A 26,817-nucleotide genomic window follows, 5' to 3' on the forward strand; every position below is an offset into this window, starting at 1 on the left:
CGCTCCGGCCGGGAGGCTGTTCATGACTATCGGCGTATACGCAACGCTGGTCGCGACGTCGCTCGTGCTGCTGCTCGGAGAAAAGCTCATTCAGTGGATCGGCGTGCTGCGTACCTATTCGATTCCGGCGCCGGTGGCGGGCGGGCTCGTCGTTGCCGTATGCGTGCTGTTGATCCGCGTCGCGACGCACGTCGAGGTCCGGTTCGACTCCACGTTGCAGGCGCCGCTCATGCTCGCGTTCTTTTCGACGATCGGCCTCAATGCGCACATCTCGAACCTCAAGGCGGGCGGTCCGGTACTGATCCGCTTTCTCGCGCTCGTGAGCGGGCTGCTGATCCTGCAGAACGTCATCGGGATTCTGCTGGCGTTCGCGCTCGGCGTCGATCCGCTGTACGGCATTCTCGGCGGCTCGGTCACGATGTCGGGCGGCCACGGTACGGGCGCGGCGTGGAGTCAGGTCTTCAGCGAACATCATGGGCTACAGTCGGCGACCGAAATCGCCATCGGCTGCGCGACGTTCGGGCTCGTGATGGGCGGTGTGCTCGGAGGTCCGATCGCGCGTCTGCTGATGCGCAAGATCGGTGGTGCCGATATGCGGCACATCGAGAATCACGATGACGACACACTGGTTTTCGAAGCGCCGAAAGCCGAGCAGCCGACCACGCCCGCGGCGCTCATCACGACTCTCACGCTGATTTCCCTCTGCCTCGCGGGCGGCGAAGCGTTGGGCGACTGGCTCGCGGGAACCGTATTCGAATTGCCGACCTTTGTGTGCGTGCTGTTTGTCGGCGTGATCCTCAACAACGTGCTTTCGCTCCTGCGCGTGCGGCTCGACCAGCATGCGGTCGCGCTCGTCGGCAATGTGAGCCTTGCGCTCTTTCTCGCGATGGCGCTGATGCGGCTCGACCTGTGGGAGCTGGCCGCGCTCGCGGTGCCGGTCATCACGATTCTCGCGGCACAGACGCTGCTTATGGCTCTCTATGCGGTATTCGTGACGTTCCCGCTGATGGGCCGCAGCTATGACGCGGTCGTGCTGAGCGCGGCGCATTGCGGACTCGGGCTTGGCGCGACGCCGACCGCCATCGCGAACATGCAGGCCATCACGAACCGGTTCGGCCATTCTCATATCGCGTTCCTCGTCGTCCCGATGACGGGCGCGTTTTTCATGGACATCGTCAATGCCATCGTCATCAAGCTGTTTCTCGCGTTGCCGTTCTTTCATTGAGGCAGTTTGAGGTAGTTTGTGAGGGAATGCTTGCGAAGCGTGGTTATGCGATGCTCCACGAAAGAGCAATTCCATTGGCTTCACCGGCAAGCGAGGGATGCGATTGCCGATTTCTCAAGCAAGGATCAGGAGAGTCATGAACGATCAACAGGAAGTCGCGCCCGATAGCACGGCCGCGCGTGTCGCGCTGTGGCGCGCATTGCATGTGCATGCCGACGCGGTGCCGCACGTGCTCGAAGACGAGGTCGGCCGGCAACTGCTGGCACCGGATGCAAGCTGGCGTAATCGCGGGGACATGGACCCGCAATTCACGCGGCCGTTTCGCGCGTCGATCGTCGCGCGCGCGCGTTTTATCGAAGATCTGGTCATCGAGCAGATAGGGCTCGGCGTCGGTCAGTATGTGATTCTCGGTGCCGGTCTCGATAGCTTTGCCCAGCGCAGGCCGGAGGTGGCGTCGCGGCTTACGGTGTTCGAGGTCGATCCGCCCGGACCGCAAGCGTGGAAGCGGCAGCGTCTGATCGAACTGGGTTTCGGCGTGCCCGACTGGCTGCGTTTCGTTTCCGTCGATTTCGAAGCGGGCGAGAGCTGGCGGCAACGGCTCGTTGCCGCGGGGTTCGACGAGAGCAAGCCGGCTGTCGTCGTCTCGACCGGCGTCAGCATGTATCTGACGAAGGAGGCGAATGCGGCCACGCTGCGCGAAGTGGCGGCGCTCGCGCGTGGGTCGACGTTTGCGATGACGTTTCTGCTGCCGCTCGAGATGGCGAGTCCCGACGTACGCCCCGGACTCGACATGGCGGAGAAGGGGGCGCGCGCAAGCGGTACGCCTTTCATCAGCTTCTTCACACCGCAACAGATCCAGGCGATGGCGCTCGAAGCTGGATTTGGCGAGGCGCGGCATGTGTCGGCGGTTGATCTGACGCAGCGTTATTTCGCGGGCAGGACGGATGGGCTGCGGCCGCCCGAGAATGCGGAGGAGTTGCTGGTGGCGCGTACGTAGTCGTCGTTAAAGGGACGGTATGCCGCCGAATCTGCGAGCCTCTTCTCCGCACGGCTATAATCGCGCACGAATATGGCCAGGAAATTGAATCGTGAAAAAAATCGCCGCCCTTGCACTCGTTGCGTTTGCCCTCGCTGCCTGCTCGTCGGAAGAAAAGCAGGTCAAGCGCGCCCAGCAGGACATCCTTCATAGCGAACCGAACCTCGCCGCGGCGCAACGCAACGCGGTTGTCGATTGCTCGCCGGACAATTGCGATGTTGCATGGGCGCTGACGAAGCGCTATATCGAGCAGCATTCCGATACCCACATCACGCGTGCCGATGCAATCGCAATCGATACCGACGTGCCGGACGATTCGGGCAAGGTCGCCTTCTCGGCGACTCGCGCCGCAAAGAGCAGCGGCGGCGCGACGCTCTCGCTCTTCGCTCAGTGCCGGGACATGTATGGTCAGGATAGCGAGAAAGGCTCTGACTATGACGAATGCGCCGATAAGATCCTGAAGACCCAGAATGGCTATGTGGCGTTTCTCAGGGCGCACGCCAACGGGCAGTGATGTTCTGTTGAACCGGGGTGGTACTTATCGGCGTTCTCGCCGAACGTGCTTCTTTGCACGCTGCGGTGTTATCGCGCCTCGCGCCTCCAGGCAGACGCAGCGAATGATGCCTGTCGCGAATCGTGGTTTTCTGATCCCCGCTTCATGGATTGACAAAGCTTGACAGACTATTTCGCATCTCGCGGATAGAGTGCCTGCGTTCGCCGCCTGGCACGGAGTGCGTGCCAGGCGCCAATCAATCCAGATGTTTTCACGGGGACGTTCATCCATGCGACGAGAAGTGACCATCCAGCGCGGGCTGCTCGATGCAAAGGCACTTACGCGCCGGTCCGATGATGTGGACAACCAACCACCTTATCGCAAGCGCTGGCTCATGTTGCTGGCACTCGGCGCGATTCCGCTGTCATTGCTGTTCGTGTGGGGCTTCCTTCATCTGATTCTCATCCTGGTATTTCCGTAGCCGGTCATTGCTGACTCGGCTGTCGCGAATACTTCACCGTCTTTACCGCGATCCCTTCCGTTCACGTTTGTTGACGTATTGCGTTGCGACGCTCCCTATCATTCATGGATGAATCGATGGGGACAGGCTCGATCATCGTGCACACGCGCTATGCCGTTTGCATATGATTGCAGCCACCCCATCGAATACACCTCTCGCCCCCCCGAATGGGGGGCTATGTTGCCGCCTGGCACAGTCTATCTTGATTTCCCGCAGTTCACAAAACGAGGCGAACGACGGCGCCTGTTGGGGGCATCAATCCTTCCATGCGCCACACAATCGTTCAGGATGAGAGTTTCGCGCCAGTCTGACCTCGCAATTCGCGGCATTGCGGTCCGGTTCGTGTCGTCCATTCGTTCCGTTTTCCGTGGTGCCGGATTTGCCGTCCGGTTGGCCCGAAAGAGCGAGGTGATATATGAATATCCTGTTGGTGGAAGACGATCCTGCGCAAGCCGTGGCTGTCGAAAAGACCATGCAGCAGTCGAGGCACACAATAAGCAAAGCCAACTCGGGCGAGAGTGCCATACGTTATCTCATGACCCATGAAGTCGATCTCGTGGTGCTCGACTGGCAATTGGCCGGTGTAGCTGGGTTCGAGGTACTGCACTGGATACGCGACAATCTGGGGCGGGAGCCGGCGGTCCTGTTCCTCACAAGCAGGGTTCTTGAAGTCGACATCTTGCGTGCGCTCGATGCCGGAGCCGACGAGTACATCGTCAAGCCGTTCCGCGCGATCGAACTTGTTGCACGAGTCGGTGCATTGCTGCGCCGCACGAACCCCAATGAAAAGACTGAAAGTGTGATCTCGGTCGGGCCCTATGTTTTCGATCCGGCCCGCCGCAGCGTCACGCTGCATGGCAATGCGATAGAACTGACCGCGAAGGAATTCGACGTTGCGTCATTTATCTTCGCCAATGCCGGACGAGCGGTATCGAGAGACCTGCTGGTGAAACTCGCATGGGGACGTGAACTGGAGGCCACGTCCCGAACGGTCGATACCCATATCTACCGGCTGCGCCGCAAGCTGGCCCTGCATCCCCGCAACGGTGTGCGTTTGAGTACCGTCTATACGCACGGATACCGGCTCGACGAGGTGGCGGTGACCGACACGGTTGAGGCAGCCGACGCGCCTGCCCCGGCACCGGAAGCAACGGCGTGTGCGGCGAACGCATGAGCGAAGCACAGGTAGCCGCGCGATCCGCGATGTTTGCCGAACGTGATGGTGACGTTTGCGCGAACTCTGGACGCACGGCTGCCGGCCGATGATTCTCTGCGGGACTCCCGACTTTCTCCTGTTTCAGTATTTGCGAAGGCGGACGTTGCTTCCCAAGGGCAACCGTCCGCATTCGCGGCTCTTATCCCAGACTTTGAGTTCATGTGCATGCCAAAGCAATACGCCGCTGTATTCGAAATACGCTCGATGAGAGGCAATTCAATCCGGTGCAATACCTATGAGCCACGAATGCCGGTGCTCGATGAAAAGTGGCGAGTAGCAGAAGGTCTTTAGTCGCGATCCGGGCTGTCGAGAAATCGGTTGCTCATACGTGATTCCCTTGCTCCAATTTCCCCGTTTCGTTCAGGTTCCGACGTCATTGGCGTGTGTGCGGAAGCGTCGTCATTCCGTGCATGGATATTGCACGTGCAGTACCGCACGACCAATGTCAGCGGCCATTCGAATAGTTGGCGAACCTGAGCAAACGTGCCTGTTCGTAGCGAACAGAGTCACGGCAATCCGCGTTGAACATCGGATAGGTTCAACATATACATCAAAATATCTCGTTGAGATAATGGCAACCTCCTGCAAGCGGTAATCCAGGGAGAGGAACGATCATGGAAGCATCTTCGGGCAGTACCGGTCGCGAGTGGAGCGTGTCGCTGATCCAGACCAAGATGATGGCGCCACGCCTGCCGCCCGGCTGCGTGCAACGGCTCGCCTTGCTCGGCCGGATCGATACGCGCCGGCCGAACAGCATCGTTGTCGTGACCGCGCCCGCCGGTTTCGGCAAGACGACGCTGCTGGCGGGCTGGAGCGAGGCGCTGTCGGGCAGCAAGCATCCGGTTGCGTGGCTCAGCGTCGACGGAGAGGACGACGACCCGCAGCAGTTCGGCGCGTATCTCGTCGCGGCGTTTTCGCGCGCATCGGAAGACATCGCGTCGCAAGCGCAGCAACTCCTGAACAACGACGCGCTGACCCCTATCAGAACCGTTCTTTCCGTACTGTTGAATGGAATCGCCGCGTGCGGCCGGAACGTTTTTCTCGTGCTCGACGACGTCGATCGCCTCACCGCAAAACCGGTTCTCGACGTGGTCTCGCGCCTGCTGCGCTATGCGCCCGATAACATGCACGTCCTGCTCGGCGCGCGGGGTGAACCCGGGTTGATGCTCGCACAGCTTCGCTCGCCGGACAAACTGATGCGCGTCAATGCGGACGATTTGCGCTTTTCCATCGACGATGCACAAGCGTTCTTCCATCGCTCGAGTACCGTGCCGCTCGATCGGGACAGCGTAGAACTGCTGAACGAGGCGACCGAAGGATGGGTCGCGGGTTTGCAGCTTGCTTCGCTCGCCTTGAGTCAGGTGGGCGATGCGACCAAGCTCGCCCGCAATCTCGCGGGGCCGAGTTCGGGAATCGACCGCTATCTGAACGATACGGTGCTCGCGCATTTGCCGCCGCCGATGCTGAAGTTTCTGCTCTGCACGTCGATTCTCGAACGGCTCGGGCCAGGTGTGTGCGATGCGATCATGGACGAGGCCGGCGAAAGCGGAGAGAAGCTCGACTGGCTCGAACGGCACAACGTATTCATTCGACCACTCGACGAAAAGCGGGACTGGTATCGTTATCACGCACTGCTGTCCGATGCGCTGCGGCAGCGTCTCATGCGCCAGATGCCGCAGGAGGTGCCCGTGCTGCATCTTCGCGCATGCCAATGGTTTGCACGCGAGCGCTTGTGGCCCGAAGCGGTCCGGCATGCTCTTGCCGCCGGCGATCTCGATCTCGCGGCTCAATGGGTCGAGAACTGTGCGAGCGATATGATCGAGCGCGGTGATCCGTACACGTTGCTGGGCTGGATCAACAGATTGCCGCCCGATGTGGTGCTGGGACGCTTGAGTTTGCGTCTCGCCAAAGTATGGGGGCTCGCGTTTTCGCTGCAGACGACGCGGGCGTCGAAGGAGATTGGCGCAGTCATCGACGAATTCGATCGCATGCGCCGCGAAGAAGGCCGCGTGATCGACGCAGTCGTGCTGGAAGAAATCAACGCGGTCGGCGCACTGACTGCCGGTATTTCGGACGACAGCGAACGCGCGCTGGAACTCGGAAGCACGGTCGGGGCGTCGGGCGTAGAGGTGGCGCCGTGGATCTCGCGTTATGCGCAGTCGGCGCAATTCTTCGGGCTTCTGTATCGCGGCAGATTCGATCAGATCGCTCTCATCCGGGAGCGCATGAAGAACCGCGTGGAAACGACGGGGCCCGCGCGGCATTACTCGGTCTTGCTGCGCGACGCGATGTACGGTCTCGCCGCGCTGATCCATGGCGAGTTGCCCGAGGCGAAACGCACGTTCGAAGCCACGCTGCAACTCGCCGAACCCGCGTTGAGTCCTTTATCCGCGGGCGTGACCGGCGTGGCGAGTTGCCTTGCCAGCATCTACTACGAGTGCAACGAACTGGACAAGGCCCGCAGCGCGATTGCGGGCCGCACGAACATTGCATTGGAGACTGCGCCGCTCGGTTCGCTCGTGCGGCACACGATTTCGGCGGCACGTCTGCTGTGGCGTGACGGCGAGATGGGTTCGGCGCTGGCCGTGCTCGAAGACGGCCGCCAGGTGGCGATCAACCGGCACTGGTTGCGTCTGAAGCTCGCGTGCGACGCCGAAACGGTGCGACTGCTTATCGACGACGGCAAGTTGGCGGAAGCAAGGCAGATCGCCGACGAACTAAGCACGAGCGTACCGGCGCTATGCGAAGGGCGGGGCGGGTCCGTGCTGGAGACGTGGGCGAGTTATTGCGTTCTGCAGGCACGGGTTCTGCTTGCCGAGAATCTCGCCGATAAAGCCGCTGCCATTCTCGAACGCCAGCTCGACACGCTCGTCAAAATGGGCTGGCGTGCTCTGGAAGCGCTCGTCGCGCTGCTGCTGGCGCGAGCGTGCGCGCAATGCGATGCCGCCGAAAAATCGTTCGACGCATTGAATCGCGCGCTGCGCATCGGCGTCGAGATTGGGCTCGTCAACAGTTTCGTCGACGAAGGAGCGCCGATTCGCGCGCTGTTACAGCAGTTTCGCCAGAACGCGGGCGACGCTGCAAGCACGGAGGTGGCCTATGCCGACCGATTGCTCGCCGCGTTCGATGAACTCGATAGCTCGTCGCGATCAGGTGCCGCGAGGCCGCTCAGAGTGATGACGTCGTCGTCGGAGATCCTCAGCGTGCGGGAACTGGAGATCGTCAATTGCGTGGCGCTCGGGTTGTCGAACAAGGAAATCGGACGCTCGTTGAAGCTCGCGCCCGAGACCGTCAAGTGGCACTTGAGGAATATCTTCGAAAAGCTCAACGTGAGTTCGCGCATCGAAGCGGTGCAGAGCGTTCTCGGGCTCGGGGTCGGCGAAGGGCGCGCTGCGATGTAGATGCTGCGCGCCGCTACTTGTCGAACAGCGCCGTATACCGGCGCTGCATTTCTTCGGGCGCCACCGCTTCGATCTGCGAGCCGAGCATCCATTCGTGGCCGAACGGATCGCGTACGGTTGCCGAGCGTTCGCCATAGAATTGATCGGTCGGCGGGCGAACCACGGTCGCGCCCGCTTTCACCGCCTGCTCGAAAAGCGGGTCGACGTCGTCGCAATGGATGTGCAGCAGCACGCTCGTTCTGTTCTCGGCGCTCGGTCCGAGCATGCCGTGCTCGGGGTATTCGTCCGACAGCATCACGATCGCCGGGCCGATTTTCACTTCCGCATGGCCGATCCGGCCGCCCGGTTCGGTCAGACGAAACTGTTCGACGCCGCCGAACGCCTGCGCGTAGAACTCGATGGCCTGCGCGGCGCTGCGCACGCGCAGATACGGATAGACCTCGTGAATCGTGTTCATCGTCACCTCCGGGGTTGCCGATGAACGATTATCGGCGAAATCGAGTTCGTTTTGCATACCGGGCGACGACGCAATACCTCGCGCGAATGTCAGCGCAAGAAGCGGATGGCGAGTACATTTTCCGCTTCATATCGTTCACTCCAGACGCGGCCATTCCGCTGCGTCGCTCATCGATAGCAAGGAGTCGAACAATGCCGATGCCGCTTCTCTCGCTTCATGCTCTCGCGGCGCAACGTGGTGATGGACTGCGCCCGGAGCTTCTCGAGTTGTTCGCGCGTCATGCGAGGCCGTGCGTGGGGCTGAGTGTTTCTATCGAGTCGGAACCACACGAGACCCTAATCCATGAAGACCCGTACGATCAGTCATTGACGGGGGACGCCTCTCTTCACGCAAAAGGACGGTAGCGATGCGACCCATTTCGACGCCACCGGGTGAGTGCCGACCCGCTCGATGCGAAGGCTGGCTGTGAGGGGCACGGGATTACAATCGTCCGATTGATACGGCATCCTACTATTCGCGAGGCACGAGAATCCCATGAATCCATCGAACCCGTCCGAACGTATCGACCAGATGATCGCGGCTCTCACCGACTGGCGCGGTGAAACCTTCGCACGCATCCGCAAGACGATGCTCGCGGCGGATCGCGGCATCGTCGAGGAATGGAAGTGGATGGGCAGCCCGGTCTGGTCGCGCGACGGCATGATCGCGGTCGCCAATGCGCACAAGGGCAAGGTGAAGGTGACGTTCGCGCACGGAGCGGGACTCGCCGATCCGGACCGGCTCTTCAACGCGGGTCTCGAAGGCAATGCGCGGCGCGCGATCGACTTTCTGGAAGGCGACAAGGTCGATGAACGGGCGCTCAAGGCGCTGGTGCGCGCGGCGATCGAGTACAACCGGGCGCGTCTGAAGAAGAATACGCGGGGCAAGAAGGGCGAGGATGCATAGCCCGACCGAACGCACCGGCTAAGCAGGCCTCGGGCGATAAACGAGGTGGGGCAAGGCGGGCGGCGCACTACCGTGTCGTCATCGATCGAATACCGGAATTGATATCGATATCGCCAAAAATATAATTGGAAAGATATCAACCCGCTCCGTACACTTCACCATCCCCAGAGCCTGAGAGAGGCCTTCCGTCATCGTGCCGGTCGCGTGGCGCCGGTTCGGTCAAACCGGCCGGCGCTGTGTCCCGGCACATGCATCAAGGACAGAGCATGTCGGAAAAAAAGCGGAAATTGCGCTCAGCCGAGTGGTTCGGTACAGCTGACAAGAACGGCTTCATGTATCGAAGCTGGATGAAGAACCAGGGCATTCCCGAGCACGAATTCGACGGCCGTCCGGTGATCGGCATCTGCAATACATGGTCGGAGCTGACGCCGTGCAACGCGCATTTCCGCAAGCTTGCCGGACACGTGAAGCGCGGCGTGTACGAGGCGGGCGGTTTTCCGGTCGAATTCCCGGTGTTCTCGAATGGCGAATCGAACCTGCGGCCGACCGCAATGCTCACGCGCAATCTCGCGGCGATGGACGTGGAAGAAGCGATTCGCGGCAACCCGATCGACGCGGTCGTGCTGCTATGCGGCTGCGACAAGACCACGCCCGCGCTGCTGATGGGCGCGGCGAGTTGCGACGTGCCGGCCATCGTCGTGACGGGCGGCCCGATGCTGAACGGTAAACTCGACGGCAAGAACATCGGCTCGGGCACTGCGGTGTGGCAGTTGCACGAATCGCTGAAGGCGGGCGAGATCGACCTGCATCAATTCCTCTCGGCCGAAGCGGGCATGTCGCGCTCGGCGGGCACCTGCAACACCATGGGCACGGCTTCGACGATGGCCTGCATGGCCGAAGCGCTCGGCGTGTCATTGCCGCACAACGCGGCGATTCCCGCCGTCGACTCGCGCCGCTACGTGCTCGCACATATGTCAGGAATCCGTATCGTCGAAATGGCGCTCGAAGACCTGATGCTCTCGAAGATCCTCACACGCGAAGCGTTCATGAACGCGATCCGCACCAACGCGGCGATCGGCGGCTCGACCAATGCGGTGATTCACCTGAAGGCGATTGCGGGCCGCATCGGCGTACATCTCGAACTCGAAGACTGGCAGCGCATTGGCCGCAATACGCCGACCATCGTCGATCTGATGCCGTCGGGCCGCTTTCTGATGGAAGAGTTCTATTACGCGGGCGGCCTGCCGGCGGTGCTGCGCCGGCTCGGCGAAGCGAACCTGCTGCCGCATCCGGGCGCGTTGACCGTCAACGGCAAATCGCTATGGGATAACGTGAAGGATGCGCCGAGCACCGATGACGAAGTGATCCGTCCGCTCGACAGGCCGCTCGTCGCCGATGGCGGCATCCGCGTGCTGCGCGGCAATCTCGCGCCGCGCGGTGCCGTGCTCAAGCCGTCGGCGGCGACGTCCGGCTTGCTCAGGCATCGCGGACGCGCGGTCGTATTCGAGAACCTGGAGCACTACAAGGCGCGCATCGTCGACGAAACGCTCGACGTCGATGCGAACTCCGTGCTGGTGATGAAGAACTGCGGGCCGAAGGGTTATCCGGGCATGGCCGAAGTCGGCAACATGGGATTGCCGCCGAAGCTGCTGAAGCAGGGCGTGAAAGACATGGTGCGGATTTCCGATGCGCGCATGAGCGGCACCGCGTACGGCACGGTCGTGTTGCACGTGACGCCGGAAGCGGCGGCCGGCGGTCCGCTTGCGGCGGTGCAGGACGGCGACTGGATCGAACTCGATTGCGACGCGGGCACGCTGCATCTCGACATCAGCGACGCGGAACTCGCGCGCCGTCTCGCGCAGCACCTGCCGCCGCAGCCGCCCGAGGGCGGCGGGTATCGGCGTCTTTATATCGATCACGTGCTGCAGGCCGATGAGGGCTGTGACCTCGACTTTCTCGTCGGGTGCCGGGGGGCGGTGGTGCCGCGGCATTCGCATTGAGGCTTTCAACACGGGCGGCGCTCGTCTTCCTGCTGAGCAGTCGTGTGCAACGCTCCCTATCTGTGGTTCGGCTGCGTGATACGCATGAGTACCTGCAGGTATTTGCCGTTGTCGATGTCGGTTTCTCCTGGCATCCCGAATCTTTTATTCTCTTCGGAATGATCGAGTAGCTCAAATCCCACTACGAACTCCGACATTCAACGTCTCGCCGGGTGCTTTGTCCGCACACATTCGAAATAAAAGAAAGTGCAGAAATGGTGCATGACCTTTTTCGTCTGCTCTGCAAGCAGATTTAAGCGTTGTCTGACTGTATCGAGAGGAAATCCACTGTAGCGTTGAGTATTCACGATACGAATCCTGTTTGCGGTTTCGTAGTCCACGCGCTGCACGCGCGTTTACTTCAACGTTGTCTGGTCCAAAAAGGTAAGAAGGGCGGCGCAAGATATTTTTATCAAGATCGATGGGATTGCAGGAGAGTCTCGTGATGAACTGCATCTTGGGGAAATACAGGTCAGCAGTTGGCGGTGGAAAATGTCGCAGCAATCCCAGGTGATGACGGGCTCTGGTCGTGGCGTAGGCAAGGCAACAGTCAACGACCTGGAGTTCGTTCATCAAATCGACCGTGCGAGTCCGAATCTGATGCGCTACTGCCTTACCGGAAGGCATATACCCAAGGCGGTACTCAGTACGCGCAAGTCAGGCGGTATTCCGATGGATTTTCTGAAAATTGCGCTGGGCGACGTAGTCGTTACCGCGGTCGAGCCTATTGTGTTTGGTGATAGTTGTTACGAGCACGTCACGCTGTCATTCGCCCGGGTCAAAAACGAATACACGCTTCAAAGTCCAACGAGGGGAAGCGCGGGAGCGGTTACTGCCAGTTTTGACATCAGAGAGAACCTCGAGCGGTGAAGCGCCCTAACTATTACGCACTCGCCATTGGGGTGGCTGCATCCATTGCGGCCGCGTTTTCCATTTACTCAACCATCGAATTTCGTCTGTCATCCGTCGCGACGGCGGGAACTGTCGTCAGCCTGAATTCCGGTGGGCATCACCCGCGGATAGCCTTCGATGCAAAGAATGGGCAGCACTATGAATTGCCGACCGGCACGATCAGGTCGTTCGAAGTCGGCCAGGCTGTTCTCATTCGCTACAACCCCGGGAACCCGGGCCGCTCGGCCATGATCGATAGTGCGTTCGATCTATGGGCTCCATCCGTTTTCCTGTTGATTCTCGCCGTGGGTTTTCTCGATGCGGGGTTTAGAGGCGAGGCACTTGGAAAGGGCTGGCGATAATGGTTTTGCGAGAGAGTCACTGGAGATTCAATACTAGCGCGGGCATCGGAATTGGTTTCGGCGCGTTCAATTCAGAAAGCGGTATGTTTGCGCTCGATGCCCCGTCGGGTCAAACGTACGAGTATATTTACGGCGGTTTTGGAGTCGGCACATCCCGTGGGCTTGCGACGCTGCTTCGCATCCCGCGACTTGCACTGCCGAAGGTCCTCGTTAAAAGCGACGAATTGAGCGGATCAGGTTCGACGGCCGACTTCACCAGCAGGGGCGGACTGTATCTGACGGATTCGTTTAAAGGCAATGACTTGACGAATCCGCAAAGCCTCGAAGGCGGAACGATCTATCTGGAAGGGGCCGCCGGTTATCTGTTTGGCGGCACAGGCTCATTCATGCTTCTCGGCATCCACGCGGATCTTCTTCTCATGGCAATCGTGAAGCCGGATCTGATCGGCATGGCAATTCGCAGCGCGCCGGCAGCATTGATAGTGGGCGGGGTCAACGAAGGTCTGCAAGATGCCGTGGGATTTGCCTTCATGTGCGGAAAAATAAAATGCAACGGCTTGTATGTCGATGGATAGGCCGTACATTGCCGTGCCGCGCGATGCAGGAGTCGTTGAACCGTTGACCTATCCGCTCGATAACCGGGCACCGCCAGATTCCACGCAAACTTCCACGCAAACGCCCCCACCAAAACAAAAAACGCCTCACAGAGAGGCGTTTTCCACTACAGCATTCACCACAGCAACCCGGCAAGGAGCGCATGCGCTCCTTGCCGGCAACAAGCCGCTTAGAACTTGTGACGCAGACCGACGCGGAACGCCAGCTGGTTGTCGGCCGTACCCGACGTGCCGAAGTAGCTCGTGCTCGAACCGATCTGAGCTTGCAGATCCTGCGTGCCGTTGTGGCCCGAGGCGATCTGGTAGATGCCGAGCACGTAGACGTCCGTGCGCTTCGACAGCGCGTAGTCGCCGCTCAGGTCCACCTGGTTCCAGTGACCCACGTTCGCGCCGCTCAGGTGCATGTACGTGTAGCCCGCGCCTGCCGTGATAGCCGGCGTGATCGCGTACTTCGCGCCTGCTTCGTATGCGGCGAACGTCGTCGACTGGCCCGAGATCGGGGCGAGGCGCGTGTTCGTGTACAGGGCCCACAGCATGGCCGGTCCGATCGTGTAGCGGCCGCCGACGCCGAACGTGCGCAGATCCTGGATCTGGCCGACGCCGGTCGTCGCGAAGCTCACGTTAGCCAGCGAGGTCGAGAAAGCCGGCGAAGCCTGACCCGGATAGCGGATGTCCGTGTAAGCAGCGCCAAGGCCGAACGGGCCGTTTGCGTAGTTCGCGCCGAAGCTGTAAGCACGCGACGAACCTGCGGTCGTGCCCACAGCCGGCGTGCCGGCGAAGCCGCCTGCCGTGTTCGAGAAGCCGTACATCGCGCCGAAGGTCAGGCCCGAGAAGTTCGCGCTCGAGAACTTCACCGCGTTGTTGATACGGCTCGACGTGAGCTGGTCGACGTCGTTGATGTGGTACGCGTAGTTACCCGCGACGGTGTTGCCGCCGGTCGAGTAGTTCGAGCCGAGCACGTCGGTCGAGAACGAGTACTGGCGGCCGAACGTCAGCGAGCCGACGTTGTCTTGCGACAGACCGACGTACGCCTGGCGGCCGAACATCGCGCCGCCCTGGCCGGCCGTGCCGTTCGCGCTGCTGAAGCCGTTCTCCAACACGAACAGTGCCTTCAGGCCGTTACCGAGGTCTTCGGTACCACGCAGGCCCCAGCGGCTGCCTTGCGCAACGCCGTCGTCGAACTTCGTGAGGCTGTCGTGGCCAGTCGACGTCTTCGAGTTGTTGACGTAGCTGATACCCGCATCGATCACGCCATACAGCGTGACGCTGCTTTGTGCGTGAGCGGCGCTTGCGAAGAGGGCGAAGGTAGCGGCGGTCAGGATTTTCTTGTTCAAAACATTCTCCGGTTGAAAATTGGATGATCGCGACGCGCTGCTCTGCGGCAAAGTCGCGCGATTGCCGGCAATTTAAGGGGGCGCTGAGTAGGCTATGTGACAGTGAAAATTTTTTGCCAATCTGTCGTATCGACGCGACACTTTGCTCGTGTGCGGGCCGATAAAGAGAAAAAGGGGATCGCCTGCCGTGTCGGCAGGCGATCCCCTTTTTTATCGGGAGTTGGTGCGACTAAGGCGCTGTTATCAGTTGCTCAGCAGCGAACCGCTTCTGAACGGCGTGGCACCGGCAATGCGGGCGAATTCGAGCCCGGCCGTCGCGAAGCGCGTGAGATGCCGCGCGTACAGCACGCCGGCCACGCTGTTTTTGATCGTGACGACGCGATCCGTCAGCGGATCGACGATGTCGGCGATTTCGTGGCCCGCGTCGACCCAGGTGCCGACTTCGCAGCGGTACACGAGCACGCCGCTGATCGGCGCGACGAGCGGCTCCGTGCCCGCGAGCGGCGTGGCGGCGAATTCGAGCGGCGGCAGCGGGGCCGGCTCGCCGTCGATCACGCCGCGCGAGGTCAGGTACTCGACGATCGCCTGCGCATCGTGTTCCGCGTACTCGTACGACACCTCGCGCTGGCCGCGCAGCTCGATCGTGACCGAGACCGAACCGTTCGGAATCGGGAAGCGCTCGCCGAAGCGGCCGCGCAGATCGGACCAGCAGAAGCTGTGGATTTCATCGAACGGATTGCCGACCGAGTTCAGCGCGAGCAGCGACGCCTTCGCGTCGAGATAGCGCGCGAGCGGCTCGACTTCGGGCCACAGATCGGGGTTCGTGTAGAGGTGCATCGCGGCTTCCCAGTCGCAGTGCAGATCGAGCACGACGTCGGCGTCGTACGAGAGCTTTTGCAGCGCGAGGCGCTGCGAGGCGAGTTCGGTGGCCGGCTGCTGCGCGTCGAGCGCCTCGCGCATCGCGGCGCGGATCGCCGTGCGGTTCGCGTCGATGTCGCCGGTCAGGCGGCCTTCGATGTCCGGCAGCACGAGCGCCGCGAGATCGTGGAAATTGCGGTTGAAGTTCTGCGCGGTGCCGGTTTCGAAGCGGCCCATCAGATGGCCGAGCAGGTGCTGGTTCAGGCCGATCGGGTTCGGCACCGGCACGATCACGACTTCGCCGCGCAGCTTGCCCGCGGTTTCGAGCGCGGCCAGCTTGCGGCGCAGCGCCCACGACACCAGCATGCCGGGCAGTTCGTCGGCATGCAGCGACGACTGGATGTAGATCTTCTGTCCGCCGGCCGGGCCGTAGTGAAAACTCGTGAGGCTGCGGGCGGTGCCGAGCGACGGGGCAATCAGCGGATGGGTTTGCGTTTGCATGATTTTCGAAAGCCGCGGCTCACAGGTGCAGGCCGCGTGATGGGGTTGGTTGCAATGGAGAAAGCATGCTGCCGGGGGACGGCCCGCGGGCGCGGACCACGGGCGGCGGTACTGCGGGCGGCGCCACGTTTGTGCACGATCTTAGCCGATATGCCACACGATGTGGCTCGAAGAGCGCAGATGAGCGGGCACAACCATGGCCCAGGCGTGGCCCAGGCGGAATACAGGCGCGGCACAAAACAGAACGGGCTCCGCATCGCGGAGCCCGTTCGAGAGCCAGCCGGCCGGCGCGCCGCGAGGCGCGCGTCGTGGCGTTAGCTGCCGTACACGTCGAAGTCGAAGTACTTCTGCTCGATCTTCTTGTAGGTGCCGTCCTTGATCATGTCGGCGATCGCCTTGTCGACCTTCGTCTTCAGATCGGTGTCTTCCTTGCGCATGCCGATGCCGGCGCCGGTGCCGAGAATCTTCGGATCGTCGAGGTTCTGGCCGACGAACACGAAGCCCGCGCCGCGCGGCGTCTTCAGGAAGCCCTGCTCAGCCTGCACCGCGTCCTGCAGCGCCGCGTCGAGACGGCCCGAGATCAGGTCGGCATACACCTGGTCCTGGTTCTGATACGGCACGACCTTGGTGCCCTTCGGCTCCCAGTAGGTCTTCGCGTAGGTTTCCTGGATCGTGCCCTGTTCGACGCCGACCGACTTGCCCTTCAGCGAATCGGCGGTCGGCAGCAGGCTCGAACCCTTCTTCGCGACGAGGCGCGTCGGCGTGTTGAACAGCTTGGCCGAGAACGCGACCTGCTCGGCGCGCTGCGGCGTCATCGACATCGACGACAGCACGCCGTCGAACTTCTTCGCCTTCAGTGCCGGGATCATGCCGTCGAAGTCGTTTTCGACCCACACGCACTTCGCGCCGACGCGCTTGCAGATTTCGTTGCCGAGGTCGATATCGAAGCCAACGAGCTTGCCGTCCGCGCCCTTGGACTCGAACGGGGGATAGCTGGCGTCAACGCCAAAACGGATCGTCGACCAATCTTTAGCGTGTGCGCCAATCGAGACGGTGGCAAGCAAAGCAACCGTCAAAGCCGCTAGCAGTTTTTTCACTGTTTTTACTCCTCGGTGTAGTTCAATTACGACCGCCTGCGGTTGTGCCGCCGCGGTCTGCCCGGCACGACTTGCGGCCGGGCCTGGTCCAGGTTGCAAGCCGGGCTGGCCTGCAACGCGCGCCAAGCTTATCAGTTCAAAAAGATTGGGAAGCTAGTAAAACACCGGATGGCGCACGCGGCGGGGCCCGCGGACGAATCCGGCTGCCGGAGCGAGTCCAGATTGTGGGATAAAACGGCCGCGAGCGCCGCGATTTCCAGGTGCGATTTGCGCATGCGATTTCAATGCCGCCGGCCATGCCATCGCCGCTCCCGAACGGGAGCCGGCGCGCTCAAGATTTCACGCAATTTGCCGATAACGCATTGTGCATAGCTGGAATCCGTTGCCGTCATCAGACTGTTTTTCGATGCAGCTTGAGCCAGGGACAAAAAACGCTGCTTTGGCGCTATCATCGATGCTCCTTGCGTTCGTCGCGGCCTTTCTCGAAGGGCTTGCCGGCGCAACGGGCGGGCCAGTCCGTTGCAAGTCGTCGTGCGCCACGCCGGCTTTCAATACCGCATGTTTGAGCTCGCTCAAAGGGCCTTCTGCTAAACGGTGTTATTCATGCACACGATGTCGACGGCGGATGAAACAGGCAGTGGCATTCGGCTTTTTCAGCGGCAAGTCGCGGGCGTTGGCGCGCCGGTCCGCGCGTTCTCGATGCGTGGCGACCTTTTTCGCGGTTTTTTCCGCACGATTATTCCCTCTGCATTAATCGCGGTATCGCCGGTTTTCCGGTCCCCCGTTTCGGCGTTGCTGATCGCCGCCCTGTGCTGCATCGGTTTGAGCGCGGCCACCTCCGCCCGCGCCGCCGACAAGGTCCTGCACGTGCTCGCGTGGCCCGGCTACGCGGACCCCGACGTCGTCAAGGCATTCGAGGCGCGCTATAACGCGAAGGTCGAAGTCACGCTGGTCGATTCCGACGAGGCGCTGTGGTCGCAGATGCACGGCAAGGATGCCGGGCAATTCGACGTGCTCGCAGCCAACACCGCCGAAATCCACCGCTATACGCAGGCGAATCTGCTCGCGCCGCTCGACCTCGCGAGTCTGCCGAACACGCGCAGGCAGTTGCCGCGCTTCCGGGCGCTCGGTTCGATCGAGGGGCTCACGTCGGCGGGCAAGGTGTACGCGATTCCGTTCACCTATTCGTCGATGGGACTCATCTACGACCGCAAGCAGGTTCCGGTCGCGCCACATTCGATGCTCGAACTATGGAACCCGCGTTATCGCGGCAAGGTGCTCGACTTCAACAGCGCGCAGCACAACTTCTCGTTCACCGCGCTCGCGCTCGGCTATCCCGATCCGTTCCAGCTCGATCGCAAGCAGATGCGCACGGTCGCGCGCAAGCTCGTCGAACTGCGCCGCAATCTGCTCACGTATTACACGCTGCCCGAAGAGGCGACCGCGTACTTCATCGAGCACAAGGCCGCGCTGATGTTCGGCAACTACGGCACGCAGCAGGTCGAGCTGCTGCGCCGCGCGGGCGCCGACGTCGGCTATGTGATTCCCGACGAAGGCGCGCTCGCGTGGCTCGATTGCTGGTCGATGACGCGTGCGGCGAGCGACCGCCCGCTCGCGCTCGCGTGGATCAACTACATGCTCGAGCCGGACGTGAGCGCGTTGCTCACGCGGCGCCAGGGGCTCGCGAACACGCTGAGCGAACCCGCGGAAACGAGTCCGAACGCGCATATCGTCTGGATCGGCCCGGTCGAGGATATCCAGCAGCGCGAGGCACTGTGGACGCGAATCGAATCGGGCGATCGCTCGGAGCGCTTCTGATGCTACGGCGCGGCCTGACCTTCAAGCTGTCCGTGCTGCTCGCGTGCATCGGCGTGCTGGCGTCGGGCGCGACCGGTTACTACGCGTATCACGCGAACCGCACGATGCTCGTCAACGAAGCGGAGCGCAGCCTGCTGACCTCGACGGAACTGCTCGGCCAGCGCATCGCGTTCTCGATCGACGACACCGCGTCCGACGCGCTGGTGCTCGCGACCATGCCTTCGTCGGCGAACGTCGCCGAAACCGACGACGGCGTGGGCGCGAACGCGCCGCGCGAGCGGCTCGCGCAGGTGTATTCGAGCTTCATGCTGCATCACCCGGAGTATCTGCAGGTGCGGCTGATTGCGCGCCGGCATCATGGGCTCGAACTGATCCGCTTCGATCGCGACAGCGACGGTCTCGTGCGCGTCGACGGCGAGGACCTGCAGGAGAAAGGTCAGTTTCCCTATGTGTTCGAGACGCTCGCGTTTGCGCCGGGGCGCATCTATACGTCGCCGATCGTCGTCAATCACGAATACGGCACGCACGCGGCGCAGGGCAAGCCGACGTTGCGGATCGGCACGCCGGTCGCGGACGCGAATGGAACCGTGGTGGGCGTCGTCGTGATCGACATCGATCTCGCCATCATGCTCAGGCGTTTGCAAAGCGATCTGCCGAGCGACTATCAGGTCTATCTCGCGAACGAATGGGGCGACTTCCTGGTGCATCCGGACCCGTCGAAAACCTTTGGCTTCGATCGTGGCCGGCGCGTGCTGATGCAGGACAGCTTCCCCGTGACGAAGCCGCTGTTCGCGCAGACGCAGGGCGAAGTGCTCGCGAACGGTCTCATGCGGCCGCGCCAGGCGGCGGGCCAGGTGCTCGCGTTCGTGCGCCGGCGGTTCGGCGACTCGGAAGGCAACCGCTTCATCGTGCTCGGTCTCGCCAAGCCGCTGGAAGACGTGCTGGCCGGCGCGAATCAGCTCGGCACGCGGATCATCCGCATGGTGCTGGTGTTCAGCGCATTGTCCGTACTACTGGCTATTCTGTCCGCGCGCGCGGTGACCAAGCCTTTGCATCTGCTCGCGCAGGCGGCGACGCACCTGTTCGCCGAGCACGCGATGAATCCGCTGCCGCTCAAGCGCACCGACGAAATCGGCGTGCTTGCGCGCTGCTTCGACCATTTGCGCCGCGAAATCCGCGCGCAGATGGATGCGTTGCACAGCAAGCAGAGCGAGCTTGCGCATCTCGCGACGCACGACGTGCTGACCGGTTTGCCGAACCGCATGCTGTTCATGCAGAAGCTCGAAAGCGCGCTTGAGGCCGCGAAGCAGCAAGGCGCGGGGCTGGCCGTGCTGTTCGTCGATCTCGACCGCTTCAAGCCGATCAACGACCAGTTCGGCCACTCGGTCGGCGACAAGGTGCTGGCTGCGGTGGCGGGGCGACTCAAGGGCGTGCTGTGTGCCGACGATGTCGTCGCGCGTCTGGGCGGCGACGAATTCATCGTGCTGATCGAGGGGCAGCGCGCGGCGGACGTCACGACCGAGATCGCCGCGCGCATCATGGACGCGCTGAACGAAACGCTCGTGATCGACGGCCACGGCATGACGGTCGGCGCGAGTATCGGCATCAGCGAATTTCCGCACGACAGCGGCAATGCCGAGGAACTGCTGCTGAATGCCGACGCGGCGATGTACGCGGCGAAATCGGGCGGACGTTGCGCGTATTTGCGTTACCGTGACCTGCTCGACGAGCAGGCCGGGACGGCCGCGAAGAACGGACCCGCGCCGGCGCGGGCGGACGAGAATGCCGCGGAGGATCCGGCGGAAGCGCAGTAAAAAGCGCGGTAGAAGGTGCGATCGGGAGCGGGAGGAGTTGGTGGTTCGAGGCGCTTTCGCCCCGATCTTGCGGATTGCCTCACACGATCCGCACGCCGCCCCGGTAAGTCGCGCGCGGCACCGGCAACTTGTTGAGCATCGTCACGCGCACGAAGTCCGCGCGCAGGCCCGGCTCGATCGCGCCGCGGTCGGTGAGGCAGGCGGCGCGCGCCGGCTCGGCGGAGACCGTCTGCATGGCGCGCGGCAGTGTCCAGTCCGCCTTGTCGACGAGTTCGAACACGGCGCTCAGCAGGCTCGACGGCACGTAATCGGACGAGAGAATGTCGAGCAGGTCCGCGCGTGCAAGCTCGAGCGCCGACACGTTGCCCGAATGCGAGCCGCCGCGCACGATGTTCGGCGCGCCCATGATCGTCGCGATGCCATGCTCGCGCGCGGCTTGCGCGGCAATGCGCGTGGTCGGGAATTCGGCGAGCACGATGCCCTCGGCCTTGGCCTGTTCGACGTGCTCGATCAGCGTGTCGTCGTGGCTCGCGACCGGAATGCCGAGCGTTTTGCAACGCGTGACGAGTTCGTGGCGATGCGTATCCGCATAACGCTCCTGTTCGACTTCCAGTTCGGCGAGCGCGGTCGCGACGCGCTCGTCGCTCATCTTGCCGTTGCGCTCCTGGTAGCGGCGCCATTGCTCGCGGTCGTGCCATTGCCGCTGGCCCGGCGTGTGATCCATCACCGAGGCGAGCCGCAGCAGCGGATGGGCGCACAACGAATCGAAAATGTCGATGACGTCGGCGGTCGCGATCTCGCAGCGCAGATGCAGAAAGTGTTCGGCGCGCAGCAGCCGGTGCGCGGCGAGCCGCAGCAGCGAGTCGGCGCATTTCGTCTGCAGATCGCGGCCGCGCACGCCGACGTTAAAGCGCGAGCCGATCGCGAGCGCGTCGAACACGGTCGTGATGCCGGCGGCCGCGACCTGTGCGTCGTGAATCACGAAGGCGGCGTCGGTATTCCACTCGACACCCGGCCGCGGCACGAGATGCTTCTCCAGATTGTCGGTATGCAGCTCGATCAGACCGGGCAGCAGATAGTCGCCGTCCCAGTCCTCGGCCTCGCGCGCCGAACTCGCGCCGCGCTCGACGTCGCGAATCATGCCGTCTTCGACGCGCACCACGCCGGTGAATACTTCGTCTCGCGTCACGACGCGAGCGTTCCTGATCAACATCGACTTGCTCCGTAGTCAGTCGGGCCTGAAGGGGTAGTGCCTGGCAGTCTGCCACTGCTTCCTGTCATGCGATCTCAAGTACGGCGTGGCGCCGCGGCGGCTGTAGTTCCAGGCGGCGCGTCGCGACCTTGCTGCGCGTCTCTTCGTCATGAAAGATACCGACGATCGCCGCGCCGCGCTCGCGTGCCTCGACGATCAGATCGGCCACCACGTCGCGGTTTTCCGCATCGAGCGAGGCGGTCGGCTCGTCGAGCAGCAATAGCGGATGCTCCGCGATCAGGCCGCGCGCAATGTTCACGCGCTGCTGTTCGCCGCCCGAAAAGGTGGCGGGCGCCAGCGTCCAGAGCCGCTCGGGCACGTTCAGCCGCGCGAGCAGGCGGGCGGCGCGCGCGCGGGCTTCGTCTTCGGCGACGCCGCGCGACACCAGCGGCTCGGCGACGAGCGCGAGCGTCGGCACGCGCGGAATCACGCGCAGGAACTGGCTCACGTAGCCGACCACGCCGCGGCGCAGACGCAGCACGTCGCGCGGTTCGGCGCCGACGATCGACACGGGCCGGCCCTGATCGGTCATGTCGCGAATCTCGATCGAGCCGGTGCTCGCAAGATAGTTGCCGTACAGACAACGCAGCAGCGTGCTCTTGCCCGCGCCCGAGGGCCCGACCAGCACCACGCATTCGCCGCGTTCGACGTCGAGCGACACGTCCGCGAGCGCTTCGATCTGCACGCCGCCCTGGCCGTGCAGCGTAAAGGTCTTGCCGATGCCGGTCGCGCGCAGCATCAGCGCGGGGCGGGCGGCGAAAGCCGGGGCGCTGCTGCGCGCCGCGTTGCCTGCTTGCAGGTCTGCTTCAATGGATTGCATCGTGAGCCTCAAACCGGCAGAACCGAGGAAACCAGCGTTTGCGTATACGGATGCTGCGGATCGTCGAGCACCTGATCGGTCAGGCCCGCCTCGACGACTTCACCCGCCTGCATGACCATCAGCCGATGCGCGAGCAGACGCGCCACGCCGATATCGTGCGTGACGATCAGCACCGACAGATGCAGCGTCGACGTCAACGTGCGCAGCAGATCGAGCAGACGCGCCTGCACGGACACGTCGAGCCCGGCGGTCGGTTCGTCCATGAAGACGAGGCGCGGACCGGTGACGAGATTGCGCGCGATCTGCAAACGCTGCTGCATGCCGCCCGAAAACGCGGCGGGGAATTCGTCGATGCGCGTCGCGTCGAGTTCGACGCGCTCCATCCACTGCGTCGCGGCGCGGCGAATCTCGCCGTAGTGGCGCGCGCCGACCGCCATCAGCGGCTCGCCGATATTCGCGCCGGCCGACACGCCGCTGCGCAGGCCATCGCGCGGATTCTGCTGCACGAAGCCCCACTCGGTGCGCATCAGCAACCGGCGGCGCGGCTCGGAGAGCGCGCGCAGGTCGAGCGTGTCGCCATGCGTCGCGGTGTAGTGAAGCGAGCCGCTATCGGCCTCGGTTTTCAGCGCCAGCGTGTTGAGCAGCGTGGTCTTGCCCGAGCCCGATTCGCCGACGATGCACAGCACCTCGCCCGGATAGAGATCGAAGCTCACGTTGCGGCAACCGTTGCGGCCGCCGTATTGTTTGGTCAGCGCGCGGGCGCTCAGAAGCGGCGTCATGCGGATTCTCCCTGGCGCGCGGTGGGCAGCAGCGGGGCCGGCGATTCGATATCGCCGTCGCCGCGCCGCTCGTGACAGTAATCGCTATCGGAGCAGACGAACATGCGCGTGCCCGCATCGTCGACGATCATCTCGTCGAGAAAGCTCTCCTTCGATCCGCACAGCGCGCAGGCATGCTGCCACTTCTGCACCTCGAACGGATGATCGTCGAAGTCGAGGCTGCGCACCGGCGTATAGGGCGGAATCGCATGAATGCGCCGTTCGCGGCCCGCGCCGAACAGTTGCAGCGCGGGGTTCATATGCATCTTCGGATTGTCGAACTTCGGAATCGGCGAGGGCGAGGTCAGATAGCGATGATTGACGATCACCGGATAGTCGTAGGTCGTCGCGATGCTGCCGTGATGCACGATGTCCTCGTAGAGCTTCACGCTGATGAGGCCGTAATCGGCCAGCGCATGCAGCTTCTTGCATTCGGCGACGCGCGGTTCGAGCCGGTACAGCGGCTCGGGCATCGGCACCTGGTAGACCAGAATCTGCTTCTCGGTCAGCGGCGTTTCGGGAATCCGGTGGCGGGTCTGGACGATCGTCGCCTCGGCCGTGCGGCGCGTGGTCGCGACGCCGGTCGTGCGGGCGAAGAAGCGGCGGATGTTGACCGCGTTGGTGGTTTCGTCGGAGCCCTGATCGATGACCTTCAGCGTGTCTGCCTTGCCGATGATCGCGGCCGTCACCTGAATGCCGCCCGTGCCCCAGCCGAACGGCAGCGGCATTTCACGCGAGGCGAACGGCACCTGGTAGCCCGGCACCGCGACGGCCTTGAGCAGCGCGCGGCGCAGCATGCGCTTGGTCTGCTCGTCGAGATACGCGAAGTTGTAGCCGTGCGCAGCGCTGTCGTGCGAGGTGCCCGTGGCGGCGGTGTTCGAAAGAGCGGTATCCGGCGCGTTCATGCTGCTTGCTCCCTGTCGGTGGCGGGGTGGGCCCCGGTTGCCGCGTCGTGGTTTGACGCGTTTTCGCCCAGAGCGCGATGTTGCGCGCGCAGCTTGCGCACCAGTTCCAGTTCGGACTGGAAGTCGACGTAATGCGGCAGCTTCAGATGCTGCACGAAGCCCGACGCTTCCACGTTATCGCTATGCGAGAGCATGAACTCGATGTCCTGCGTCGGCGAGGCGAGCGTTTCGCCGAGTTCCTCGGCACGCAGCGCGCGATCGACGAGTGCCATCGCCATCGCCTTGCGCTCCGAGTGACCGAACGCGAGGCCATAGCCCTGCGTGAACGCGGGCGGCACCGAGCCGCTGCCCGCGAACTGGTTGATCATCTGGCATTCGGTGATGTCGAGGTCGCCGATCTCGACCGCCGCGCCGAGTTCGTCGAGTTCCATTTCGACCGCGATCGTGCCGAAGCGGATCTCGCCCGCGAACGGATGCGAGTGCGCGTAGCCGCGCTGCGTCGCATAACCCATCGCGAGCAGAAAGCCTTCGTCGCCGCGCGCGAGATTCTGCAGACGCGTCGCGCGGCTCGCCGGAAACGCGAGCGGCTCGCGCGACAGATCGCCGGGTTCCGCGCCGTCGGGCGACGGACGTTCCTGCTCGATCAGCCCTTCCTTGTCGAGCAGCGCGACGACGCGCGGCATGGGCTCGCCGGCCGGCTGCTGCGTCGATGCTTCGTCCGAACCCGATGCGCTGCCGTGCGCCATGTCGTCTGCGTCATGCTTGCCTTCGTCATGACCCTCGGCGAGCAACGCGAAATCGAGCAGACGCTGCGTGTAATCGTAAGTCGCGCCGAGCAGCTGGCCGCCCGGCACGTCCTTGAAGGTCGCCGAAATGCGGCGCTCGACCTGCATCGCTTCGGTATCGATCGCACGCGTATAGCCGAAACGCGGCAACGTGGTGCGATAGGCGCGCAGCAGGAAGATCGCTTCGACGAGATCGCCGGCGGCCTGCTTGATCGCGAGCGCCGCGAGTTCTTCGTCGTAGACCGAGCCTTCTGTCATCACGCGCGCGACCGCGAGACGCAACTGCTCGCGAATCTGCGCGACGCTGAGTTCGGCGATGCGCGTATCGCCGCGGCGCGCCTTGTCGAGCCTGCGCCACGATGCTTCGATCGCGCGTTCTCCACCCTTGACGGCAACGTACATCAGTTCACCTTCGCTTCAGTTGTGCGCGGCAGGCCGACGAGGCGCGTGCCGCTAACCAGATAACAGTCGATGCCGCACGGAAAGAGCGGGGCGAGCGCCGCGCGTTCGCGCCAGAACTGCGCGGGCAGGCCGGCCGGCGCAATCGTCGCGGTCTCGCGAATGCCGGGGCCGCGCAGCACGACCGGTGCGCCGCCCGTCAGCGACGCGACGCGGATCAGCAGCGTGGCCGATTGCTCGGGCGACTCGGCGTTGCCGAGCGCGAAGCTGTCGAGCGGCGGCAAGGCGTCGGCATCGTGGATATAGGCGAACGCGGCTTCAGCGGGCGTCTCGACGAGCGGCGCGCCGGTATGAAAGCGCAGCGCGGAAGCGAGCGCGGTATCGGCTTGGGCGAGCCAGATCGGCGTCGCGTAGTCGCACAACGTGAGCAGCGCGGCGAACGCGGCAGGCTCGGCACGCGCTTCGTGCGAGTCGTGCGTTTCGTGTGCTTCGCTCGATCCAGGCAGGCGGTCGCCGACGACGCCAGGCGTGCCCGGCCGCGACAGCGCATCGAGCAGCGTGCGAAACACCGCCTGGGTGTCGTGGACCGGATCGGCGAAACCCGGGGTCAGCGTGGACAATGCAATCGGTGAGGTTTCCATCAGTCGCCCCGGACCATCGTGAAGAATTCGACGCGCGTGGAGTCGGCGTCCTGCTGCCGGCGTGCGCGGCGTGCCTGCTGTTGGGCGGCCAACGGCCCGATCAGCCGGCGCTGCATCGCGTCGTGATGCTCCGGCATTTGCAGCAGCGCGTCGGCGAGCGCGGCGAGTTCGGCGCGGCGGCGGTCGCGTCCCAGATGACAGGCCACGCCGACGATTGCCGGGGCCGCGCCATCGGCACGCAGGCGCAGCGTGGCGCGCGTGACCGTTGCTTCGCCGAGATTGAACGGATCGCCGCTGCCGCCGACGCGCCCGCGCACCATCGCAAGGCCGATTTCAGGCGGGCGCAGCCAGTCGTAGACGGGCTGGGGAAGCTCTTGCAGCACCTGCGCGAGCGTGGCCTCGAGATCGGCGCGCGGCGTGCGGGCCAGCACGGCCATCCACGCGCGCCGCGCCGGCGACGCGGCGGAAGACGGCATGCCGGGCGAAAGGGAAGTGGCGCTCATCGGGTTTCCTGTCGATCCATCGAGTGGACATTTGAGCATCTATTCATCTAAACGTCTAGACGTTTAAAGGCGC

25 protein-coding genes are annotated in these 26,817 nt (G+C 63.2%); 13 read left to right on the plus strand and 12 right to left on the minus strand.

From position 1 onward, the window contains the following. Positions 1-22 precede the first annotated feature (22 nt). The 6 genes from gltS to F3J20_RS14420 all read left to right on the plus strand — a co-directional run bounded on the left by gltS (position 23) and on the right by F3J20_RS14420 (position 7,891). Positions 23-1,225, plus strand: a complete 1,203-nt coding sequence (gene gltS / locus F3J20_RS14395; RefSeq protein ID WP_167283681.1) for a sodium/glutamate symporter — start codon at positions 23-25, stop codon at positions 1,223-1,225. Positions 1,226-1,361: 136 nt separating this feature from the next. Then, entirely contained in the window at positions 1,362-2,222 is an 861-nt protein-coding gene (locus tag F3J20_RS14400) for a class I SAM-dependent methyltransferase (protein ID WP_167283682.1), read from the plus strand. A gap of 91 nt (positions 2,223-2,313) precedes the next feature. Continuing rightward, the gene (locus F3J20_RS14405) at positions 2,314-2,775 is read left to right on the plus strand and encodes a hypothetical protein (protein ID WP_167039698.1); all 462 of its coding nucleotides are present in this window, start codon (positions 2,314-2,316) and stop codon (positions 2,773-2,775) included. A 268-nt stretch (positions 2,776-3,043) separates the two neighbouring features. Next, positions 3,044-3,235, plus strand: a complete 192-nt coding sequence (locus tag F3J20_RS14410) for a hypothetical protein (protein WP_167283683.1) — start codon at positions 3,044-3,046, stop codon at positions 3,233-3,235. Positions 3,236-3,689: 454 nt separating this feature from the next. Further along, positions 3,690-4,448, plus strand: coding sequence for a response regulator transcription factor (locus F3J20_RS14415; protein WP_167039702.1), 759 nt, complete (start codon positions 3,690-3,692; stop codon positions 4,446-4,448). A gap of 656 nt (positions 4,449-5,104) precedes the next feature. Continuing rightward, positions 5,105-7,891: a LuxR C-terminal-related transcriptional regulator gene (locus F3J20_RS14420; protein ID WP_167283684.1), complete on the plus strand. Its 2,787-nt coding sequence runs from the start codon at positions 5,105-5,107 to the stop codon at positions 7,889-7,891. Between the two features lie 13 nt (positions 7,892-7,904). Here F3J20_RS14420 and F3J20_RS14425 read toward each other — a convergent pair whose 3' ends face one another. Next, positions 7,905-8,348: a VOC family protein gene (locus tag F3J20_RS14425; protein WP_167283685.1), complete on the minus strand. Its 444-nt coding sequence runs from the start codon at positions 8,346-8,348 to the stop codon at positions 7,905-7,907. A gap of 534 nt (positions 8,349-8,882) precedes the next feature. On the opposite strand from F3J20_RS14425, the gene F3J20_RS14430 reads away from it, so the two are divergent. The 5 genes from F3J20_RS14430 to F3J20_RS14450 all read left to right on the plus strand — a co-directional run bounded on the left by F3J20_RS14430 (position 8,883) and on the right by F3J20_RS14450 (position 13,160). Beyond that, positions 8,883-9,293: a DUF1801 domain-containing protein gene (locus tag F3J20_RS14430; RefSeq protein ID WP_167283686.1), complete on the plus strand. Its 411-nt coding sequence runs from the start codon at positions 8,883-8,885 to the stop codon at positions 9,291-9,293. A gap of 266 nt (positions 9,294-9,559) precedes the next feature. Next, on the plus strand, positions 9,560-11,293 hold the full coding sequence (locus F3J20_RS14435) for an IlvD/Edd family dehydratase (RefSeq protein ID WP_167283687.1): 1,734 nt from the start codon (positions 9,560-9,562) through the stop codon (positions 11,291-11,293). 444 nt (positions 11,294-11,737) lie between these two features. Further along, complete coding sequence (locus tag F3J20_RS14440; RefSeq protein WP_167283718.1) at positions 11,738-12,202, plus strand: type VI secretion system tube protein Hcp; 465 nt, start codon at positions 11,738-11,740, stop codon at positions 12,200-12,202. Beyond that, on the plus strand, positions 12,199-12,585 hold the full coding sequence (locus F3J20_RS14445; RefSeq protein ID WP_167283688.1) for a DUF3592 domain-containing protein: 387 nt from the start codon (positions 12,199-12,201) through the stop codon (positions 12,583-12,585). The genes F3J20_RS14440 and F3J20_RS14445 overlap by 4 nt, the downstream gene beginning before the upstream one ends. An 83-nt stretch (positions 12,586-12,668) precedes the next feature. Continuing rightward, positions 12,669-13,160 carry a hypothetical protein gene (locus F3J20_RS14450; protein ID WP_167283689.1) on the plus strand — a complete coding sequence of 164 codons (492 nt, stop codon included), beginning with the start codon at positions 12,669-12,671 and terminating at the stop codon, positions 13,158-13,160. Positions 13,161-13,369: 209 nt separating this feature from the next. Here F3J20_RS14450 and F3J20_RS14455 read toward each other — a convergent pair whose 3' ends face one another. From F3J20_RS14455 to F3J20_RS14470, 4 genes are all read right to left on the minus strand, one after another. Beyond that, a complete protein-coding gene (locus F3J20_RS14455) occupies positions 13,370-14,533 on the minus strand; it encodes a porin (protein ID WP_167039715.1) in 1,164 nt (387 codons plus the stop codon). A 243-nt stretch (positions 14,534-14,776) separates the two neighbouring features. Further along, positions 14,777-15,892 carry a succinylglutamate desuccinylase/aspartoacylase family protein gene (locus F3J20_RS14460; protein WP_167039717.1) on the minus strand — a complete coding sequence of 372 codons (1,116 nt, stop codon included), beginning with the start codon at positions 15,890-15,892 and terminating at the stop codon, positions 14,777-14,779. 314 nt (positions 15,893-16,206) lie between these two features. Further along, positions 16,207-16,989, minus strand: a complete 783-nt coding sequence (locus F3J20_RS14465; protein ID WP_167039719.1) for an ABC transporter substrate-binding protein — start codon at positions 16,987-16,989, stop codon at positions 16,207-16,209. A 339-nt stretch (positions 16,990-17,328) separates the two neighbouring features. Then, positions 17,329-17,565, minus strand: coding sequence for a hypothetical protein (locus tag F3J20_RS14470; protein ID WP_167283690.1), 237 nt, complete (start codon positions 17,563-17,565; stop codon positions 17,329-17,331). A 123-nt stretch (positions 17,566-17,688) separates the two neighbouring features. Here F3J20_RS14470 and F3J20_RS14475 point away from each other — a divergent pair, with 123 nt between their 5' ends. Together F3J20_RS14475 and F3J20_RS14480 are read left to right on the plus strand one after the other, a co-directional pair. Beyond that, the gene (locus F3J20_RS14475; protein WP_167283691.1) at positions 17,689-18,807 is read left to right on the plus strand and encodes an extracellular solute-binding protein; all 1,119 of its coding nucleotides are present in this window, start codon (positions 17,689-17,691) and stop codon (positions 18,805-18,807) included. Continuing rightward, positions 18,807-20,621 (plus strand): diguanylate cyclase, encoded by a 1,815-nt coding sequence (locus F3J20_RS14480; RefSeq protein WP_167039725.1) that lies wholly within the window; start codon positions 18,807-18,809, stop codon positions 20,619-20,621. The genes F3J20_RS14475 and F3J20_RS14480 overlap by 1 nt, the downstream gene beginning before the upstream one ends. 79 nt (positions 20,622-20,700) lie before the next feature. Here F3J20_RS14480 and F3J20_RS14485 read toward each other — a convergent pair whose 3' ends face one another. The 7 genes from F3J20_RS14485 to phnG form a co-directional block, all read right to left on the minus strand. Beyond that, the gene (locus F3J20_RS14485; protein ID WP_167283692.1) at positions 20,701-21,834 is read right to left on the minus strand and encodes an alpha-D-ribose 1-methylphosphonate 5-triphosphate diphosphatase; all 1,134 of its coding nucleotides are present in this window, start codon (positions 21,832-21,834) and stop codon (positions 20,701-20,703) included. Between the two features lie 64 nt (positions 21,835-21,898). After that, positions 21,899-22,693 (minus strand): phosphonate C-P lyase system protein PhnL, encoded by a 795-nt coding sequence (gene phnL, locus F3J20_RS14490; protein WP_167283693.1) that lies wholly within the window; start codon positions 22,691-22,693, stop codon positions 21,899-21,901. Positions 22,694-22,701: 8 nt separating this feature from the next. Continuing rightward, positions 22,702-23,472, minus strand: coding sequence for a phosphonate C-P lyase system protein PhnK (gene phnK / locus F3J20_RS14495; protein ID WP_167039731.1), 771 nt, complete (start codon positions 23,470-23,472; stop codon positions 22,702-22,704). Further along, a complete protein-coding gene (locus F3J20_RS14500; RefSeq protein ID WP_167039733.1) occupies positions 23,469-24,416 on the minus strand; it encodes an alpha-D-ribose 1-methylphosphonate 5-phosphate C-P-lyase PhnJ in 948 nt (315 codons plus the stop codon). The genes phnK and F3J20_RS14500 overlap by 4 nt, the downstream gene beginning before the upstream one ends. Further along, entirely contained in the window at positions 24,413-25,603 is a 1,191-nt protein-coding gene (locus F3J20_RS14505; RefSeq protein WP_167283694.1) for a carbon-phosphorus lyase complex subunit PhnI, read from the minus strand. Before F3J20_RS14505 ends, F3J20_RS14500 begins: the two co-directional genes overlap by 4 nt. Further along, on the minus strand, positions 25,603-26,241 hold the full coding sequence (gene phnH / locus F3J20_RS14510; protein ID WP_167283695.1) for a phosphonate C-P lyase system protein PhnH: 639 nt from the start codon (positions 26,239-26,241) through the stop codon (positions 25,603-25,605). Before phnH ends, F3J20_RS14505 begins: the two co-directional genes overlap by 1 nt. Next, entirely contained in the window at positions 26,241-26,744 is a 504-nt protein-coding gene (phnG, locus tag F3J20_RS14515) for a phosphonate C-P lyase system protein PhnG (protein WP_167039739.1), read from the minus strand. The genes phnH and phnG overlap by 1 nt, the downstream gene beginning before the upstream one ends. Positions 26,745-26,817 lie beyond the last annotated feature (73 nt).

Origin of the sequence: Paraburkholderia sp. Cy-641 (assembly GCF_011752945.1) — a bacterium.
Classification (GTDB): Bacteria; Pseudomonadota; Gammaproteobacteria; order Burkholderiales; family Burkholderiaceae; genus Paraburkholderia.

Bases quoted from the DNA above. Each gene is read 5' to 3' on its own strand.
- phnL (WP_167283693.1), bottom strand. From the start codon at position 22,693: ATGCAATCCATTGAAGCAGACCTGCAAGCAGGCAACGCGGCGCGCAGC.
- F3J20_RS14415 (WP_167039702.1), top strand. From the start codon at position 3,690: ATGAATATCCTGTTGGTGGAAGACGATCCTGCGCAAGCCGTGGCTGTC.
- F3J20_RS14480 (WP_167039725.1), top strand. From the start codon at position 18,807: ATGCTACGGCGCGGCCTGACCTTCAAGCTGTCCGTGCTGCTCGCGTGC.
- F3J20_RS14420 (WP_167283684.1), top strand. From the start codon at position 5,105: ATGGAAGCATCTTCGGGCAGTACCGGTCGCGAGTGGAGCGTGTCGCTG.
- F3J20_RS14410 (WP_167283683.1), top strand. From the start codon at position 3,044: ATGCGACGAGAAGTGACCATCCAGCGCGGGCTGCTCGATGCAAAGGCA.
- F3J20_RS14400 (WP_167283682.1), top strand. From the start codon at position 1,362: ATGAACGATCAACAGGAAGTCGCGCCCGATAGCACGGCCGCGCGTGTC.
- phnG (WP_167039739.1), bottom strand. From the start codon at position 26,744: ATGAGCGCCACTTCCCTTTCGCCCGGCATGCCGTCTTCCGCCGCGTCG.
- F3J20_RS14500 (WP_167039733.1), bottom strand. From the start codon at position 24,416: ATGAACGCGCCGGATACCGCTCTTTCGAACACCGCCGCCACGGGCACC.
- F3J20_RS14430 (WP_167283686.1), top strand. From the start codon at position 8,883: ATGAATCCATCGAACCCGTCCGAACGTATCGACCAGATGATCGCGGCT.
- F3J20_RS14460 (WP_167039717.1), bottom strand. From the start codon at position 15,892: ATGCAAACGCAAACCCATCCGCTGATTGCCCCGTCGCTCGGCACCGCC.
- phnH (WP_167283695.1), bottom strand. From the start codon at position 26,241: ATGGAAACCTCACCGATTGCATTGTCCACGCTGACCCCGGGTTTCGCC.
- F3J20_RS14425 (WP_167283685.1), bottom strand. From the start codon at position 8,348: ATGAACACGATTCACGAGGTCTATCCGTATCTGCGCGTGCGCAGCGCC.
- F3J20_RS14435 (WP_167283687.1), top strand. From the start codon at position 9,560: ATGTCGGAAAAAAAGCGGAAATTGCGCTCAGCCGAGTGGTTCGGTACA.
- phnK (WP_167039731.1), bottom strand. From the start codon at position 23,472: ATGACGCCGCTTCTGAGCGCCCGCGCGCTGACCAAACAATACGGCGGC.
- F3J20_RS14475 (WP_167283691.1), top strand. From the start codon at position 17,689: ATGCGTGGCGACCTTTTTCGCGGTTTTTTCCGCACGATTATTCCCTCT.
- F3J20_RS14450 (WP_167283689.1), top strand. From the start codon at position 12,669: ATGTTTGCGCTCGATGCCCCGTCGGGTCAAACGTACGAGTATATTTAC.
- F3J20_RS14505 (WP_167283694.1), bottom strand. From the start codon at position 25,603: ATGTACGTTGCCGTCAAGGGTGGAGAACGCGCGATCGAAGCATCGTGG.
- gltS (WP_167283681.1), top strand. From the start codon at position 23: ATGACTATCGGCGTATACGCAACGCTGGTCGCGACGTCGCTCGTGCTG.
- F3J20_RS14485 (WP_167283692.1), bottom strand. From the start codon at position 21,834: ATGTTGATCAGGAACGCTCGCGTCGTGACGCGAGACGAAGTATTCACC.